Genomic DNA, 14,611 nt, shown 5'->3' on the forward strand with positions numbered 1-14,611 from the left:
ATTCCACTGCCTTCCCTCCGAAGAGTTCCGTCAGTTTCCTGCGCTCGACTTGCATGTATTAGGCACGCCGCCAGCGTTCGTCCTGAGCCAGGATCAAACTCTCCATGAAGTGTTTGACTTGCTCGTTGTTGTGACCGAAGTCACGATTGACGAAGCTTGCGCTTCATTCGTTTTTGTATTCCGTAGAATACGATTTTTGCCTCATCGTTCAGTTTTCAAAGTTCGTCCGCGCCTGTTTTGGCGACTCAATTAGAATACCAAGTCTGAAACAAGAAGTCAACAACTTTTTTGAAATTGTTTTTTACTTGTTTGCCGTAAGCGCTCGTCCTCTTAAGGACATGAATTAATATATCACGATAATTAGACGTGTGCAACTACTTTATTAAAATAACTTATAGTTTTTTTAGAGCATGTAAAAACCGCAGACAAGAATGGCTGCGGTTTACTTCATCATCAATGAGACGCGTCTTCTTTTTGCTTCGCTTATATAGAAGAAATACAGTGATTCCGCTAACTTCATTTGTGCTTCTAAATCACCATAGTCATCATAGCTGATTTCTAAGAGATGACGCTTCATCAAATAATCTTCTTTTGCTTTTGCTAATTCTTCTAACAAACGCTGGTCGTACTCACTGCGAATCTTCTTTCGAAACCAACTCATAGTTCGCGACGTCCCTCCATTGCACGAGATAACGTCACTTCATCTGCGTATTCAAGATCTCCACCAACCGGAAGACCATGGGCAATTCGAGTGATCCGAATACCCGTCGGTTTTAAGAGACGCGATAGATACATCGCTGTCGCTTCTCCTTCGATATTCGGATTGGTTGCTAAGATGACTTCCGTAATCGCTTCGTCCGCTTGAAGACGTGTCAGTAGGCTAGATACATTGATATCCTCTGGACCGATTCCTTCCATTGGACTGATCGCTCCATGCAAGACATGATACAACCCTTGGTAATCTCGCATCTTTTCCATTGCAATGACATCCCTTGAATCTTGGACGACACAGACGATCGTACGGTTTCGGTGTTTATCTGTACATACATAACAAGGATCTTGATCCGTGATATTCCCGCAGACACTACAGTAGGCAATGTCGCGCTTCGCACTGACCAATGCCTTTCCGAACATCAAGACATCGTCCTCTTCCATATCAAGAACATGAAACGCTAGACGAACTGCTGTCTTCGGACCAATCCCAGGTAGTTTCGTAAAACTTTCGATCAAACGACTAATCGCTTCAGGATATTGCAAGTGGTTTCCTCCTACGAATTAAAACATTCCCGGCAGATTCATACCTTGTGTGAATTTCCCCATTTTACTTGCCACGAGTTCATCGACCTTCTTCAAAGCATCGTTCGTTGCAGCCAAGACGAGATCTTGAATCATTTCAACGTCATCTGGATCGACGACTTCTTCCTTAATGATGACATCTACGATATTTTTATGACCATCTGCGACGACTGAGACCATTTCGCCGCCTGCTGTACCTGTCACTGTCAAATCTTTCAATTCTTCTTGTGCTTTCGCCATATCCTTTTGCATCTTCTGCATCTGTTTCATCATATTGTTCATGTTTCCCATTCCGCGCATCTGTATTCCTCCTCGAATTTAATCTTCGAACTCTACGATATCACCAAAACGACCAAGCGTCTCGGACAATAACTGATCGCTCTCCGATTCTTGTTTTGTTTCCTTCTCTTCTATACTACTACTATTTCGCTTAGCAACAAACTCTGCCTTCAGTTCATGCCAATCCTTTGAGAGAATCGCTAAAATTTCGCGTTTGACTCCGCATACTTCGTATAGTGCTTCTTCAATCACGAAACGTGTTCGTTCATTCGTCATGACCTGCTCAAAGTGCCATCCTTTACCGTCATCGAATTCAATCAGCAACGTATCCGCTGAACAAAGAACCGGTTTACTTTCATGGAGTAACGAGTAGATGGGGCCATCTTCTTTTAAAATCCATTTTAAGATGTGATCCCAGCGTTCTTGAATCTCGCGCAATTGCGCTTTCTCTGCTCGCTCTAACATTTGGCGAATCCGCTCTTTGGCGATCCGAACGGTTGGTCGTCCTTGTTTCCGCTTCGGTTGCGCTTGTGGTGCAGCCGCTTCTTGTGCTGGAACACCATTTGACTTCCACTGGTGCATCTGTTCTTTCATTTCGCGGACTTCCTGTTGCAACGATTGGACGATCTGTCCCGTCGTTCTCCCTTGTTCCGCGATTTGAATGAAGGCAATCTCAACGAGGACTCGCGGATGATTCGTCAACCGCATCTGTTGTTGGCAGTCATGTAACTGATCAATGATCGTAAAGCACGTCTCCGCTTCAATCGATTCAACGAATTGTTTGAACTCATCCGTCGGGCGCGCACGCTCTAGCAAATCGACGGCTGTAGGCGAGGCTTTCAACAACAACGTGTCTCGGTAAAAGAAGACGAGATCCTCCACGAAACGTTTTAGATCTTTCCCCGCTCGTTGCATCGTTTCAAGCGTCTGTAACAACTGATCGACTTGATGTTCATGTAAGGCACGGGCAATATTCAATAACGCTTCATCTTCTACTGCCCCTGTCACTTCAAGAACAGCTGCATCGTTTAGATCACCGTTCGAAAAAGCAACCGCTTGGTCGAGTAGACTCAGCGCATCACGCATACCACCATCTGCCGCTCGAGCGATCAATCGTAATGCTGTATCCGAATACTCGATCGATTGATCGTTTAAGATATATTGCATCCGCTCTACGAGTTGATCGACTTCATGCCGCTTCACATCGAAACGTTGGCAACGCGAGATGATCGTTGCCGGGATTTTATGTGGTTCAGTCGTTGCTAAGATGAAGATGGCGTGCGCCGGCGGTTCTTCTAGTGTTTTGAGCAAGGCATTAAAGGCACCTGTCGACAACATATGCACTTCATCAATGATATAGACTTTATAGGCTGCTTCTGAAGGGGGATATTTGACTTTATCCCGGATTTCCCGAATCTCATCTACGCCGTTATTGGAAGCCGCATCGATTTCGAAGACGTCTGGACTTGATCCTTCTGTAATCGCAAGACACGTCGGGCACGTATTACACGGTTCTTTGACCGGAGCATGCTCACAGTTGATCGCTTTAGCGATGATTTTGGCAAGACTCGTCTTTCCTGTTCCACGAGGACCCGAAAATAGATAGGCGTGGGACATCCGTCCCTCCATCAATGCATTTTGGATCGTACGGGTGATATGCGCTTGTCCAACGACTTCGTCGAATCGTTGCGGACGGTACACGCGGTATAGTGCTTGATAGGCCAAGTTTGCGCCTCCTCTTTTTAAGTTCCTCATTCTATTTTACCTAAAAAAGTCTACAACCGAAACCGGCTGTAGACTTGTCTTTAAAAATTAAACTGCCGCGCACCATATTCTGAAATATGTTCAACATGCGTTACTCACGCAGCCTGCTCAGTCCAAGCACCCCTACAACACACAGAGAGCACCACTTAAGGCTGCTTCCTTCCGGACCTGACCTGGTTCATGGGTATCTGTTGCGTAGGACTCAAACGTCAACGCTACTTACGTGAGGCAGACCACACCAATCATATCCCTCGACATGGAATTCAGTCTCGCTATAGCGGATTGCGAGTGACAGGGAACCGCTACATCCCCACCTAGCACGGCAAATGGTTTATCGATTTTTAGTGGCACCTTGTTTCAGTGCTTTTTCATTATACTGTTTCATCTGGTGTGATGCAACCCATTGTCCGCTTTCGTGCTTTCTTTTTCGCACGTAGTTCCCGAAAGAACGTCGTTAGCATCTCCCCACACTCTTTTTCTAATATACCGCTCGTCAGCTCTGAGATATGATTGAACCGATCGTCTTGCACCAGGTTCATCAGTGTTCCACAACATCCACCTTTCGGATCAACGGCACCAAAGATGACATGTTCGATTCGTGACAGCATGATGGCCCCTGCACACATCGGACACGGTTCGAGTGTCACGTATAACTCGCATCCTTCCAGTCGCCAATTACCGAGTTTTCGGCACGCTTCCTCAATCGCGATCAACTCGGCATGTGCCGTCGCTTGTTGATCCGTTTCCCGGTGATTGTAGCCCGTCGCGATGACTTCATCGTCTTTGACGATGACACATCCGATCGGAACTTCACCGATCGCTTCTGCCTTTTTCGCCTCTTCGATCGCAAGGCGCATATAGTGTTCCTGTCGTTCCATCGATGATACTCCTCACTCTAAAAAAATTCTCCTTTTGAAACTTCAGCAAGTCGTACTTCTTTGTGCTAAAATATAAATTGCACTTTGCTGAACGGAGGGTCATTGTATATGTTCATAACGGTTGAAGGACCGATTGGTGTAGGCAAAACATCACTTGCGAACGCCATCAGTCACCATTTCTCTTTTTCTATGTTACGCGAAATCGTCGAAGAAAATCCCTTTCTTGGAAAGTTCTATGAAGATATCGAAGAATGGAGCTTCCAGACGGAAATGTTCTTCTTGTGCAATCGCTTCAAACAACTCGATGATATCGAACGTCATTACCTCAGTAAACAACGCTCTGTCGTTGCTGATTACCATATCTTTAAGAACTTGATTTTTGCACACCGCTCTCTGAAGGTAGAGCATCTTGAGAAGTACGAACAAATCTATTCGATCCTGACGACAGACATGCCGAAACCGAATGCTGTCATCTACTTGAACGCAAGCATCGACACCTTGATGAAACGTGTTGCGCTGCGCGGACGAGAAATCGAAGAAAACATGTCACGTGCCTATCTCGAACAATTAGCCGAGGATTACGAGACATTCGTCACGGAATACCAAGCCAAACATCCGGAAGTCAAAATCATCCGTTTCGACGGGGATGCACTCGACTTCGTCAAGCGGCCGGAAGATCTCGAGTACGTCTTGACGACGATCCGGAACGAATTATATGAAGGAGCGAACCACGCATGAACTTGAAGCTACGCGAACAATACAACATCCCGGCAGATGCCGTCATTACGATCGGCGGTATGGTCGGGATCGGTAAATCAACGATCACAAACGGATTAGCAGATGCCCTTGGTTTCCGGACGTCACTCGAAAAAGTCGATACGAACCCTTACTTGGATAAATTCTATCATGATTTCGAACGTTGGAGCTTCCACCTCCAAATCTATTTCCTCGCTGAACGCTTCAAGGAGCAAAAGCGGATTTTCCAATACGGTGGTGGTTTCATCCAAGATCGTTCGATCTATGAAGACACAGGAATCTTTGCTAAGATGCATTTTGAAAAAGGAACGATGTCTCCAACGGATTACGAGACATATTCAAGTTTGTTTGACGCAATGGTCATGACACCATTCTTCCCGCACCCGGATCTTTTGATCTATCTTGAAGGTTCGTTCGAACAAGTACTAGAACGAATTCGTCTTCGCGGACGTGAGATGGAGCAACAGACACCAATCGAATATTGGGAAGAGATGTACGAGCGCTATACGAACTGGATCAATAACTTCACGATCTGCCCGGTACTCCGCTTGTCGATCGACGAATACGACTTACTGAACGAGCCAGAATCCATCGACCGGATTCTCGCGAAGATTGAAAAGCAGCTTGAAGTTGCTCGTATTGCAAATACACGCTAACTGATCAGATCTGCCTCTTAGGCGGATCTTTTTTGCGCAAAAAAGGAGACGCGTGTCGCATCTCCCTCGCATTAACCAATTACTTGATTGATTTGTTCCATATGGTGTAGATCATGTTGAGCCATTGCTCCGAGGAACTGACCGATCGTCAGTTCTTTGTCTTTAACGACGACCTTGTCCTGCAGGCGTTCTTCCGGAATCAATTCGACTGCACGGCGCAACAAGTCACGGCTGACTAAAAACTCATCGATCGTCAAGATCCGTTGCTGCTCACGGCTCATCTTCGCCGCTTCTTCATTGACGGCTTGGCTATCTGGTGCGACACGGAATGGTTCACCCGCGAGCAAGTACGGGATGCGCTCTGCGACCATGAAGCGATCCCATGGTGATAAGTGACCGATGATTTCAGCAATCGTCCATTTACCTTCTGCATACGATGTTCGCCATGCCTCTTCTGAAATCTGTTCTAAGTCTTTTACATATGTCATCGTCATCGCATAATGCGAAAGCAACGATTCTTTTGTTTGTTCGTTCATTTCGTCCACCTCTTCTTCGTTTTTCACGTAGGCAACCATAGCACGCACGAAGAAATCGATGCAACAAAAAAGCACCTCAGAATTGAGATGCTTCATAAAAAGCGGAGTCGGTGGGATTCGAACCCACGCGAGCCTTGCGACCCCTAACGGATTTCGAGTCCGTCCCCTTCAGCCGGACTTGGGTACGACTCCATGATTATATTTATTTTTGGGTAAAAAAAAAGAAGTGGAGGAGGCGGTGGGATTCGAACCCACGCACGGCTTTCGCCGCCTGACGGTTTTCAAGACCGTTCTCTTAAACCACTTGAGTACGCCTCCAAGCTATAAAACGTGCATGTCGTTGTCAAAAAATAAAAATGGAGGAGGCGGTGGGATTCGAACCCACGCACGGCTTTCGCCGCCTGACGGTTTTCAAGACCGTTCTCTTAAACCACTTGAGTACGCCTCCGTACTTCTTACCAGATCAATGATGACCTGTCTGTTTTCCTGACATTAATTATGATAGCATCTGCCTTTTAACGTGTAAAGACCTTTTCTAAAAAAACTTTTTAAAATACAGAAAGGGGGATTACTCCCCCTTCTGACTTAAGCTTGGATCACTTCAAGACCACCCATGTATGGACGAAGCACTTCTGGAATAACAACTGATCCATCCGCTTGCTGGTAGTTCTCTAAGATTGCAGCAACTGTCCGACCGACTGCAAGGGCAGAACCGTTTAACGTGTGAACGAATTCTGGTTTTGCGTTCGCTTCGCGGCGGAAACGAATCTGTGCCCGGCGTGCTTGGAAATCTTCAAAGTTTGAACAAGAAGAGATTTCACGGTAGACGCCTTGGCTTGGCATCCAGACTTCGATGTCGTATTTCTTCGCAGCCGTGAATCCAAGATCAGCTGTACACATGCTCAATACTTGATACGGCAGTTTCAGCTTTTTCAAGACCGTCTCTGCTTGTCCCGTTAACAATTCGAGCTGCTCGTAAGATTCTTCTGGTTTGACGAAACGAACGAGTTCAACTTTATTGAATTGGTGCTGACGGATCAAACCGCGTGTATCGCGTCCCGCAGAACCTGCTTCTGAACGGAAACATTGGCTGTACGCCGCATAGCCGATCGGTAACTGATCTGCTGTTAGGATTTCTTCACGGTGCATGTTCGTCACCGGAACTTCTGCTGTCGGTACGAGGAAGTAGTTCGTCTCTTCAATCTTAAAGGCATCCTCTTCGAACTTCGGCAATTGTCCTGTTCCTGTCATAGAGTCACGGTTGACCATGAGTGGTGGCAAGATTTCTGTGTAGCCATGCTGATCTTGATGAAGATCCATCATGAAGTTAATCAATGCCCGCTCAAGACGTGCCCCCGCTCCGCGGTAAAAGACGAAACGGCTGCCTGTTACTTTTCCAGCACGTTCGACATCGACGATTTTTAATTGCTCCATCAAATCCCAGTGTGGGACCGCTTCGAAGTCAAACGCTGGTTTGTCACCGACTTCACGTAAGACGACGTTATCGTCTTCAGAAGAACCGACCGGTACGCTGTCATGTGGAATGTTTGGAATACCGAGGAGCAGTTGGTTCAATGTCGCTTCGACATCACGTAACTCGTCGTCAAGCGTCTTGATCTCATCTCCGACACTACGCATCGCAGCGATCGCTTCGTCCGCGTTTTCCTTATTGCGCTTGAGTTCAGCGATTTTTTTCGTTGCTTCATTTCGTTCTGCTTTCAACACTTCTGTCCGCGCAATCAGTTCTCGGCGTTTCTCATCAAGTGCGAGGAAACGGTTCATGTCCGTCAAGTCCTCTCCTCGGTGCGCTAACTTTTCTTGAATGGCGTCAAAATCTTGGCGTAATCGTTTAATATCAATCATCTGTAATTCCTCCTTTATGTCATAAAAAAAGGCGACTCGTCTCTTTCCGGTATTTCTACCGAAAAGGGACGAATCACCTGGATCCGCGTTGCCACCCTCATTGCTAGACACATCTAGCCAACTTAAGACGCGATAACGGGCGTACCCGCACCTTGTTCGCAAGGTGTGCGATCCGGCTCGATTCAATCCATCGATCTGACTAGTTCACACCACCCACTAGCTCTCTTAACAGTATCGATACATCTACTTGGTCCGTTCATAGCATCTTTATGAGATTAGTCTTACTTTACACCATCGCCTTGGAAGTTGACAAGAGTCGATTGTTGAATCGCTTGTTCAATTTGCTTCGACCACGCTGTCCAAGCGCGGACGAGGCGTGTCGGAACACTCGCAAGTGGAACAGCAGTTGCGCTATACAAATTCACGCGGGGTGTCTCAAATCCTGGTAGATAGATCCCATCGTCCGCGACCTGCACCGCACCGACGACTTCTTGTTTCGTCACAGGAGCCGTTGTTTTTGAGAAGTCGAACCGTGGTTCCCGCGTCTTCGCTTGTTTTAAGACCGTGACATATAACGAACCGTCCGTGACGACGTCTAGCTTTCGGACGGTTGCCCCTTTAATCGGAAGAACGTCTTTGATCCGTTCGCCTTTTCCGTAATACGTCAACGGCTCGAACGTCGCAAAACCATAGTCGAGTAATTTTTTCGTTTCCTTGAAACGGGCTTGATCGGAATCCGTTCGCATGACGACCGTGACAAGCGTCATATTATCCCGCGTCGTCACACTAGCGAAGCAGTAACCGGCTAAATCGGTCGTTCCTGTCTTCATCCCCCGCATGCCGGCATATGCGAATTTTTCCTTCGCCAGCATCTTATTCGAGTTATTTAAGACCTCTCCATCAAGTTTCATCTGTGTTTTATTCGTCACATCTAGTACATCCGGGTAATCCTTGATATAGCGAATGACGAGTAATGCGATATCGGTCGCTGTCATCAAATTCGTTCCTGGAAGGGTTGCATCGACAGCATCTAGACCAGATGCATTCGCATACTCCGTGTCGTTCATCCCGAACTGTTTTGCTGTCTCATTCATCTTTTCAACGAACGTCGCTTCTGAACCGGCGACAGTTTCGGCTAGCATGACCGCTGCATCATTAGCCGATTTGATGAACGCCGCATTATACATCTCGCGAACCGTGTATGTTTTGGCTTTAACTGGAACACGCGCGATTCCGGACGTATTCGCAAGCTTTAACACTTTTGCACTCGGCGTGATTTTTTGATCCCACGTCAGTTTTTTCAATTCGATTTGTCGTCTGACGAGGTAGAGCGTCATCAGCTTCGTCATCGAAGCAGGAGGCAACGAAACATCCGCTTCCGATTGAAGGAGGATTTTCCCTGTGACCGCATCGGCCATTATGTAAGACTCTGCTTGAATCGAAGGTGCTGCTTGTCCCGCTGTAGGAAATCCTACGACTAGGAGCACACTTAAACAGAGTAGTAAAATTCGTTTCATCGTGTCTCTCCTTCACTCAATCATTCGTTTTACGAATAGTGTAGCACAAAAGAAGCACCTGACAGTAGAACCTGTCAGATGCTTCCACGCTTTATGAACGGACGGACTGCCGCTGTTTGATTTTTTGTAAAAAATAGCGGTGCAAACGATCGTCCTCTGTCAATTCAGGGTGAAACGAACACGCGAGGTGTAATGATGTCTCGACGGCAACGATCTGGTCTTCGACTTTCGCAATCACTCGTGTTCCTTCCCCGACAGACAGAATCAATGGCGCTCGAATGAATACTGCCTCGATTGGCTCTTCAATCCCTTCAACCGGTAGCAATCCTTCGAATGAATCGATTTGTCGACCGAAGGCATTTCGACGGACCGTCATCGAAATCGCGTTGAGATGACTCTGACCTGCTTCGACAGCGGTTGCGAGTAAAATCATTCCGGCACATGTTCCGAACATCGGTAATGTCGTCGCTTTTTCCCGAAGCGGTTCCAGTAATTCATAGCGTTCGATCAATCGACGCATCGCGGTCGATTCGCCTCCTGGTAAGACAAGTCCATCGAGTCCATCGAGATCGCTCACTTGTTTGACGAGAACGACATCGACACCAAGACCTTCAAGCTGCTGTCGATGTTCACGGACCGCTCCTTGAACATCAAGAATACCGATTACCATCCGCGTGTCGCCATCCGTTCCTCAAACGGCATCGATGTGACATCGATTCCTTTCATTGCTGTTCCGAGTCCTTTGGATAAAGACGCGATCCGTTCAAAATCATCTTTGTACGTAACGGCTTCGACAATCGCTCGAGCGACACGTTCTGGGTGTTCTGATTTAAAGATCCCCGATCCGACGAAGACACCATCTGCCCCTAGGTGCATCATGAGTGCGGCATCAGCTGGTGTCGCGACTCCACCGGCTGCAAAGTTGACGACCGGTAGACGTCCCTGTGTCCGAATATCACGTAATACTTCGTACGGAGCACCCCATTCTTTCGCAAATGTCATCAACTCATCTGGACTGACATGTAAAATCTGATTCAATTGTGCTTGAATTTGTCGCATATGGCGAACAGCTTCGACGACGTTCCCAGTCCCAGGCTCGCCTTTCGTCCGAATCATTGCTGCTCCTTCTGCGATGCGACGAGCGGCTTCCCCAAGATCACGTGCGCCACAGACGAACGGCACAGTGAACTCTGACTTCAGTAAATGATATTGTTCATCTGCCGGAGTCAGGACCTCACTCTCATCAATGAAATCGACCCCCATCGATTCGAGAACACGTGCTTCGACGATATGACCAATCCGGCATTTTGCCATGACGGGAATTGAGACCGCTCCGAGTACTTCTTCCGTAATCAACGGATCTGCCATTCGTGCGACGCCTCCGTCACGACGAATATCAGACGGAACACGTTCAAGTGCCATGACTGCAACAGCACCTGCTGCTTCCGCAATCTTCGCTTGTTCCGCATTGACGACATCCATGATGACGCCACCCTTTTGCATTTCAGCCATTCCACGTTTGACACGATCCGTTCCTTGTTGACGTTCCATATCCATTCCCCCTTGGTTGACTTTCACTCCTTTAGTATACGGAATGTTGACACTTTTAAAAGTATCAGTTTATGATAATTCCAACAGGTCAGTTTACAAAGAAGGAGTCAGACGAGATGGACATGCTATCATTTCAACTCACGCGCAACCAGGAAAAACCACTTTATGAACAGCTTTATCAACAGATCCGAAATGAAATCATTGCCGGTCGTTTAGCATACGGCACGAAATTACCATCCAAACGAAAACTCGGTCAATTTTTGAACTTAAGTCAAACGACGATTGAGCTTGCTTACCAACAACTCGTCGCAGAAGGATATGTCGAATCCATCTCACGTAAAGGCTACTTCGTTCTTGCCTATGAGGAACTCGCTTACGTCAAAACTTCACCCGTCATCGAACCACGTGTGACTAAAGAAAAACCGATCATCACGTATGATTTTCATCCAAGTAAGATTGAAGGGATCTCTTTCCCGTTCGTCCGTTGGCGAAAGTATGCCAAAGATATCATCGATACCGATCACCACCCACTTGTCTCACTCGGTCATCCACAAGGCGATCTAGCGTTACGCGAAGAGATTGCGACCTATCTCTATCATTCTCGTGGTGTCGTCTGTTCTCCTGAACAAATCGTCGTCGGTTCAGGTGTCGAGCAATTGTTGCCGCTCGTCCTCTTCTTACTGGGACGCGACGTCACGTACGGTATCGAGGATCCCGGTTATCATACGACACGCCTATTACTTGAAAATCATGAACGCATGATTGAACCGATTCGTGTTGATGCGAATGGATTACGGATCGATCAATTACAGGAATCAAACGTCGATGTCATGTATGTCACACCGGCACATCAATTTCCGTCCGGTAGCATCTTATCCGTCAACCGAAGACATCAGTTGTTAAACTGGGCGGCGATGGATCCGACCCGTTTTATCATCGAAGACGACTACGATAGCGAATTCCGCTACAGCGGTAAATCGATTCCGTCTTTGCACAACATGGACAGCAATCGTGTCATTTACATGAGTACTTTCTCAAAATCACTCATGCCTTCCCTACGGATTGGTTATATGGTCTTACCCGAAGTCTTACGCGCACGGTATCAAACAGAACTATCACACTATACCTGTAGTGTCTCGCGCTTCGATCAAACGATCTTGACGCGCTTCATGAAAGAGGGCGACTTTGAACGACATCTCAATCGGATGCGTAAAGTCTATCGTCGCAAGCTCGACGTCTTAATCCAATCACTTCGCCGGATTCCTGCCTTACGATTGACCGGCGAAAGTGCGGGGCTCCATGTCGTTGTTTCCGTAGCGAACGGGATGACGGAGCAGGAGCTAGTAAGGCGGGCACAACAGCAAGGCATCCAAGTATATGGTCTTTCTCAATACGCCCAGTTACCGCTTCTCTCCGATACGCCTCAAATCGTCCTTGGATTTGCGAGTCTCTCTGAGCAAGAGTTGATAGAAGGATTACGATTGTTGATGGACGCGTGGGATTTGCATAAATCATCATGAAAAAAGCCTCGCCTTTCTACTAGAGAAAGACGAGGCTTTTGTTTATTGACGTGTATAGTTCGATGCTTCTTTTGTAATTTGAATATCGTGCGGGTGGCTCTCTTGCAAACCAGCGCCCGTCATACGGATGAACTGTGTCTCTTCACGCAATTCTTCTAACGTTGCAGCGCCACAGTATCCCATACCTGAACGAATACCACCAACGAGTTGGTACACCGAATCGCCGAGTTTACCACGGTAAGCGACACGTCCTTCGATTCCTTCTGGAACGAACTTCTTGTCTGCTTCTTGGAAGTAACGATCTTGGCTACCGCGTTTCATCGATGCTTCAGAACCCATACCACGGTACGTTTTGAATTGACGTCCTTGGTAGATTTCCATCTCACCTGGGCTCTCTTCTACTCCTGCAAGTAAGCTTCCGAGCATGACAGCATGACCGCCAGCAGCAAGTGCTTTTACGATATCTCCAGAATACTTGATGCCACCGTCAGCGATGATTGAGACACCATGTTTCCGTGCTTCTGTCGCACAATCGAAGACGGCTGTGATTTGTGGTACACCGACGCCTGCGACAACACGTGTCGTACAGATCGAACCAGGTCCGATACCAACTTTGATGACAGATGCACCGGCTTCAATCAAATCGCGTGTTGCTTCTGCCGTCGCAACGTTACCCGCAATGATTGGTAAGTTTGGATATTCTTCACGAAGTTCACGTACTTTGAGAAGAACACCTTCTGAGTGACCGTGTGCCGTATCGACGACGAGTGCATCGACACCTGCATCGACAAGGAACTTCGCGCGCGTCGAAGCGTCTTTCGTTACGCCGACAGCTGCTGCGACGAGTAAACGTCCGAAATGATCTTTCGCAGCATGTGGATACTGTTCGACTTTTTCGATATCCTTTGTCGTGATTAACCCTTTTAATACACCGTTCTCATCAACGAGTGGTAACTTTTCGATGCGATGTTTGTGGAGAATCTGTTCTGCTTCAGCAAGGGACGTACCAACTTTTGCTGTCACGAGTTCTTCTGTCGTCATCACCGTTTCAATGACAGTCGAGTAATCCTTGACGAAACGAAGATCACGGTTCGTCAAAATCCCTACTAATTTACGCTCTGTTTCGTTATTAACGATTGGAACACCAGAGATGCGGTACTTGCTCATCAAATACTCAGCATCGTAAACTTGACGCTCTGGCGTCAAATAGAACGGATTCGTGATGACACCATTTTCAGAACGTTTGACGCGATCGACATGTTCTGCTTGTTCTTCCATTGACATATTCTTATGAATGACACCAAGACCACCTTGACGTGCCATTGCGATTGCCATCGGTGCTTCTGTGACGGTATCCATCCCAGCACTGATCAACGGAATATTAAGTGTGATCCCTTCACATAGCGTGACAGATAAATCAACGTCGCGCGGCAAGACACTCGAACGACGGGGTACGAGTAAGACGTCATCAAACGTCAAACCCTCTTTAGCAAATTTGTTCTCCCACATGTTATCCACTCGCTTTCTCTTTTATAAAAGAATATTGATGTTATGGTAACAAGCAGAGGGTGTCATGTCAATGACTCGACCAATAATCAGAACAGTCTGAAGTTTCACATAACACAAAAAGACCGACCTGCAATCTGCAGATCGGTCAAGTGCCTGGCAACGTCCTATCCTCACAGGGGGAAGCCCCCAACTACTTTCGGCGTTCAAGTGCTTAACTTCCGTGTTCGGCATGGGAACGGGTGTGACCACTTGGCTATCGTCACCAGACGACGGGCTCGCGCCCTCAAAACTGAAGTCATCAACAAGCATCTGCTAGAACAAGGCCTCGACCGATTAGTATCACTCAGCTCCACATGTCACCATGCTTCCACCCGTGACCTATCTACCTCATCGTCTCTGAGGGGTCTTTCTTGATTACTCAAAGGGAAATCTCATCTTGGAGGGGGCTTCATGCTTAGATGCTTTCAGCATTTATCCCGTCCGCAC

At 47.2% G+C, this 14,611-nt stretch carries 14 protein-coding genes, 3 tRNA genes, 3 rRNA genes, 1 other RNA gene and 1 other annotated feature; of the genes, 3 read left to right on the plus strand and 18 right to left on the minus strand.

Features of this window, described 5'->3' with window-relative positions; translation table 11 throughout:
- From AYO36_RS00005 to tadA, 7 genes are all read right to left on the minus strand, one after another.
- Positions 1–109, minus strand: a 16S ribosomal RNA gene (locus AYO36_RS00005); the annotation flags it as partial.
- A gap of 333 nt (positions 110–442) precedes the next feature.
- Positions 443–661, minus strand: coding sequence for a YaaL family protein (locus tag AYO36_RS00010; protein WP_023469883.1), 219 nt, complete (start codon positions 659–661; stop codon positions 443–445).
- Positions 658–1,257, minus strand: coding sequence for a recombination mediator RecR (gene recR, locus AYO36_RS00015; protein ID WP_023469882.1), 600 nt, complete (start codon positions 1,255–1,257; stop codon positions 658–660). The genes AYO36_RS00010 and recR overlap by 4 nt, the downstream gene beginning before the upstream one ends.
- 18 nt (positions 1,258–1,275) lie before the next feature.
- Entirely contained in the window at positions 1,276–1,596 is a 321-nt protein-coding gene (locus AYO36_RS00020; RefSeq protein ID WP_023469881.1) for a YbaB/EbfC family nucleoid-associated protein, read from the minus strand.
- 18 nt (positions 1,597–1,614) lie between these two features.
- Positions 1,615–3,300 (minus strand): DNA polymerase III subunit gamma/tau, encoded by a 1,686-nt coding sequence (gene dnaX, locus AYO36_RS00025; RefSeq protein ID WP_064299178.1) that lies wholly within the window; start codon positions 3,298–3,300, stop codon positions 1,615–1,617.
- Between the two features lie 95 nt (positions 3,301–3,395).
- An RNA gene (gene ffs, locus AYO36_RS00030) (signal recognition particle sRNA large type) lies at positions 3,396–3,662 on the minus strand.
- A 48-nt stretch (positions 3,663–3,710) separates the two neighbouring features.
- Entirely contained in the window at positions 3,711–4,217 is a 507-nt protein-coding gene (gene tadA / locus AYO36_RS00035; RefSeq protein ID WP_064299179.1) for a tRNA adenosine(34) deaminase TadA, read from the minus strand.
- 108 nt (positions 4,218–4,325) lie between these two features.
- On the opposite strand from tadA, the gene AYO36_RS00040 reads away from it, so the two are divergent.
- Together AYO36_RS00040 and AYO36_RS00045 are read left to right on the plus strand one after the other, a co-directional pair.
- Positions 4,326–4,955 (plus strand): deoxynucleoside kinase, encoded by a 630-nt coding sequence (locus AYO36_RS00040; RefSeq protein WP_064299180.1) that lies wholly within the window; start codon positions 4,326–4,328, stop codon positions 4,953–4,955.
- Positions 4,952–5,629 carry a deoxynucleoside kinase gene (locus AYO36_RS00045; RefSeq protein ID WP_029343036.1) on the plus strand — a complete coding sequence of 226 codons (678 nt, stop codon included), beginning with the start codon at positions 4,952–4,954 and terminating at the stop codon, positions 5,627–5,629. Before AYO36_RS00040 ends, AYO36_RS00045 begins: the two co-directional genes overlap by 4 nt.
- A 71-nt stretch (positions 5,630–5,700) precedes the next feature.
- Here AYO36_RS00045 and AYO36_RS00050 read toward each other — a convergent pair whose 3' ends face one another.
- The 8 genes from AYO36_RS00050 to pdxS form a co-directional block, all read right to left on the minus strand.
- Complete coding sequence (locus AYO36_RS00050) at positions 5,701–6,165, minus strand: DinB family protein (protein WP_064299181.1); 465 nt, start codon at positions 6,163–6,165, stop codon at positions 5,701–5,703.
- 102 nt (positions 6,166–6,267) lie between these two features.
- Positions 6,268–6,357: transfer RNA gene (locus tag AYO36_RS00055), tRNA-Ser, on the minus strand.
- Between the two features lie 35 nt (positions 6,358–6,392).
- Positions 6,393–6,483, minus strand: a tRNA-Ser gene (locus AYO36_RS00060).
- 39 nt (positions 6,484–6,522) lie between these two features.
- Positions 6,523–6,613 (minus strand) — tRNA-Ser (locus AYO36_RS00065).
- 137 nt (positions 6,614–6,750) lie between these two features.
- Positions 6,751–8,028: a serine--tRNA ligase gene (gene serS / locus AYO36_RS00070; RefSeq protein ID WP_050679050.1), complete on the minus strand. Its 1,278-nt coding sequence runs from the start codon at positions 8,026–8,028 to the stop codon at positions 6,751–6,753.
- Positions 8,029–8,089: 61 nt separating this feature from the next.
- Positions 8,090–8,297: a binding site (T-box leader), on the minus strand.
- 12 nt (positions 8,298–8,309) lie between these two features.
- The gene (locus tag AYO36_RS00075; RefSeq protein WP_064299182.1) at positions 8,310–9,545 is read right to left on the minus strand and encodes a D-alanyl-D-alanine carboxypeptidase family protein; all 1,236 of its coding nucleotides are present in this window, start codon (positions 9,543–9,545) and stop codon (positions 8,310–8,312) included.
- 91 nt (positions 9,546–9,636) lie between these two features.
- Positions 9,637–10,215, minus strand: a complete 579-nt coding sequence (gene pdxT / locus AYO36_RS00080) for a pyridoxal 5'-phosphate synthase glutaminase subunit PdxT (RefSeq protein WP_064299183.1) — start codon at positions 10,213–10,215, stop codon at positions 9,637–9,639.
- Entirely contained in the window at positions 10,209–11,096 is an 888-nt protein-coding gene (gene pdxS / locus AYO36_RS00085; RefSeq protein ID WP_023469872.1) for a pyridoxal 5'-phosphate synthase lyase subunit PdxS, read from the minus strand. The genes pdxT and pdxS overlap by 7 nt, the downstream gene beginning before the upstream one ends.
- Positions 11,097–11,212: 116 nt before the next feature.
- On the opposite strand from pdxS, the gene pdxR reads away from it, so the two are divergent.
- Positions 11,213–12,616 carry a MocR-like pyridoxine biosynthesis transcription factor PdxR gene (pdxR, locus tag AYO36_RS00090; RefSeq protein WP_064299184.1) on the plus strand — a complete coding sequence of 468 codons (1,404 nt, stop codon included), beginning with the start codon at positions 11,213–11,215 and terminating at the stop codon, positions 12,614–12,616.
- A gap of 42 nt (positions 12,617–12,658) precedes the next feature.
- Here the strand turns inward: pdxR and guaB are convergent, their stop codons facing one another.
- The 3 genes from guaB to AYO36_RS00105 all read right to left on the minus strand — a co-directional run.
- Positions 12,659–14,125, minus strand: coding sequence for an IMP dehydrogenase (guaB, locus tag AYO36_RS00095; protein WP_064299185.1), 1,467 nt, complete (start codon positions 14,123–14,125; stop codon positions 12,659–12,661).
- Between the two features lie 151 nt (positions 14,126–14,276).
- A 5S ribosomal RNA gene (rrf, locus tag AYO36_RS00100) occupies positions 14,277–14,392 on the minus strand.
- Positions 14,393–14,438: 46 nt separating this feature from the next.
- Positions 14,439–14,611, minus strand: a 23S ribosomal RNA gene (locus AYO36_RS00105); the annotation flags it as partial.

The sequence above is a fragment of the Exiguobacterium sp. KKBO11 genome (genome assembly GCF_001644945.1).
GTDB classification, from domain to species: domain Bacteria; phylum Bacillota; class Bacilli; order Exiguobacteriales; family Exiguobacteriaceae; genus Exiguobacterium_A; species Exiguobacterium_A abrahamii.

Bases quoted from the DNA above. Each gene is read 5' to 3' on its own strand.
- AYO36_RS00010 (WP_023469883.1), bottom strand. From the start codon at position 661: ATGAGTTGGTTTCGAAAGAAGATTCGCAGTGAGTACGACCAGCGTTTG.
- AYO36_RS00020 (WP_023469881.1), bottom strand. From the start codon at position 1,596: ATGCGCGGAATGGGAAACATGAACAATATGATGAAACAGATGCAGAAG.
- tadA (WP_064299179.1), bottom strand. From the start codon at position 4,217: ATGGAACGACAGGAACACTATATGCGCCTTGCGATCGAAGAGGCGAAA.
- AYO36_RS00040 (WP_064299180.1), top strand. From the start codon at position 4,326: ATGTTCATAACGGTTGAAGGACCGATTGGTGTAGGCAAAACATCACTT.
- AYO36_RS00045 (WP_029343036.1), top strand. From the start codon at position 4,952: ATGAACTTGAAGCTACGCGAACAATACAACATCCCGGCAGATGCCGTC.
- AYO36_RS00050 (WP_064299181.1), bottom strand. From the start codon at position 6,165: ATGAACGAACAAACAAAAGAATCGTTGCTTTCGCATTATGCGATGACG.
- serS (WP_050679050.1), bottom strand. From the start codon at position 8,028: ATGATTGATATTAAACGATTACGCCAAGATTTTGACGCCATTCAAGAA.
- AYO36_RS00075 (WP_064299182.1), bottom strand. From the start codon at position 9,545: ATGAAACGAATTTTACTACTCTGTTTAAGTGTGCTCCTAGTCGTAGGA.
- pdxT (WP_064299183.1), bottom strand. From the start codon at position 10,215: ATGGTAATCGGTATTCTTGATGTTCAAGGAGCGGTCCGTGAACATCGA.
- pdxS (WP_023469872.1), bottom strand. From the start codon at position 11,096: ATGGAACGTCAACAAGGAACGGATCGTGTCAAACGTGGAATGGCTGAA.
- pdxR (WP_064299184.1), top strand. From the start codon at position 11,213: ATGGACATGCTATCATTTCAACTCACGCGCAACCAGGAAAAACCACTT.
- guaB (WP_064299185.1), bottom strand. From the start codon at position 14,125: ATGTGGGAGAACAAATTTGCTAAAGAGGGTTTGACGTTTGATGACGTC.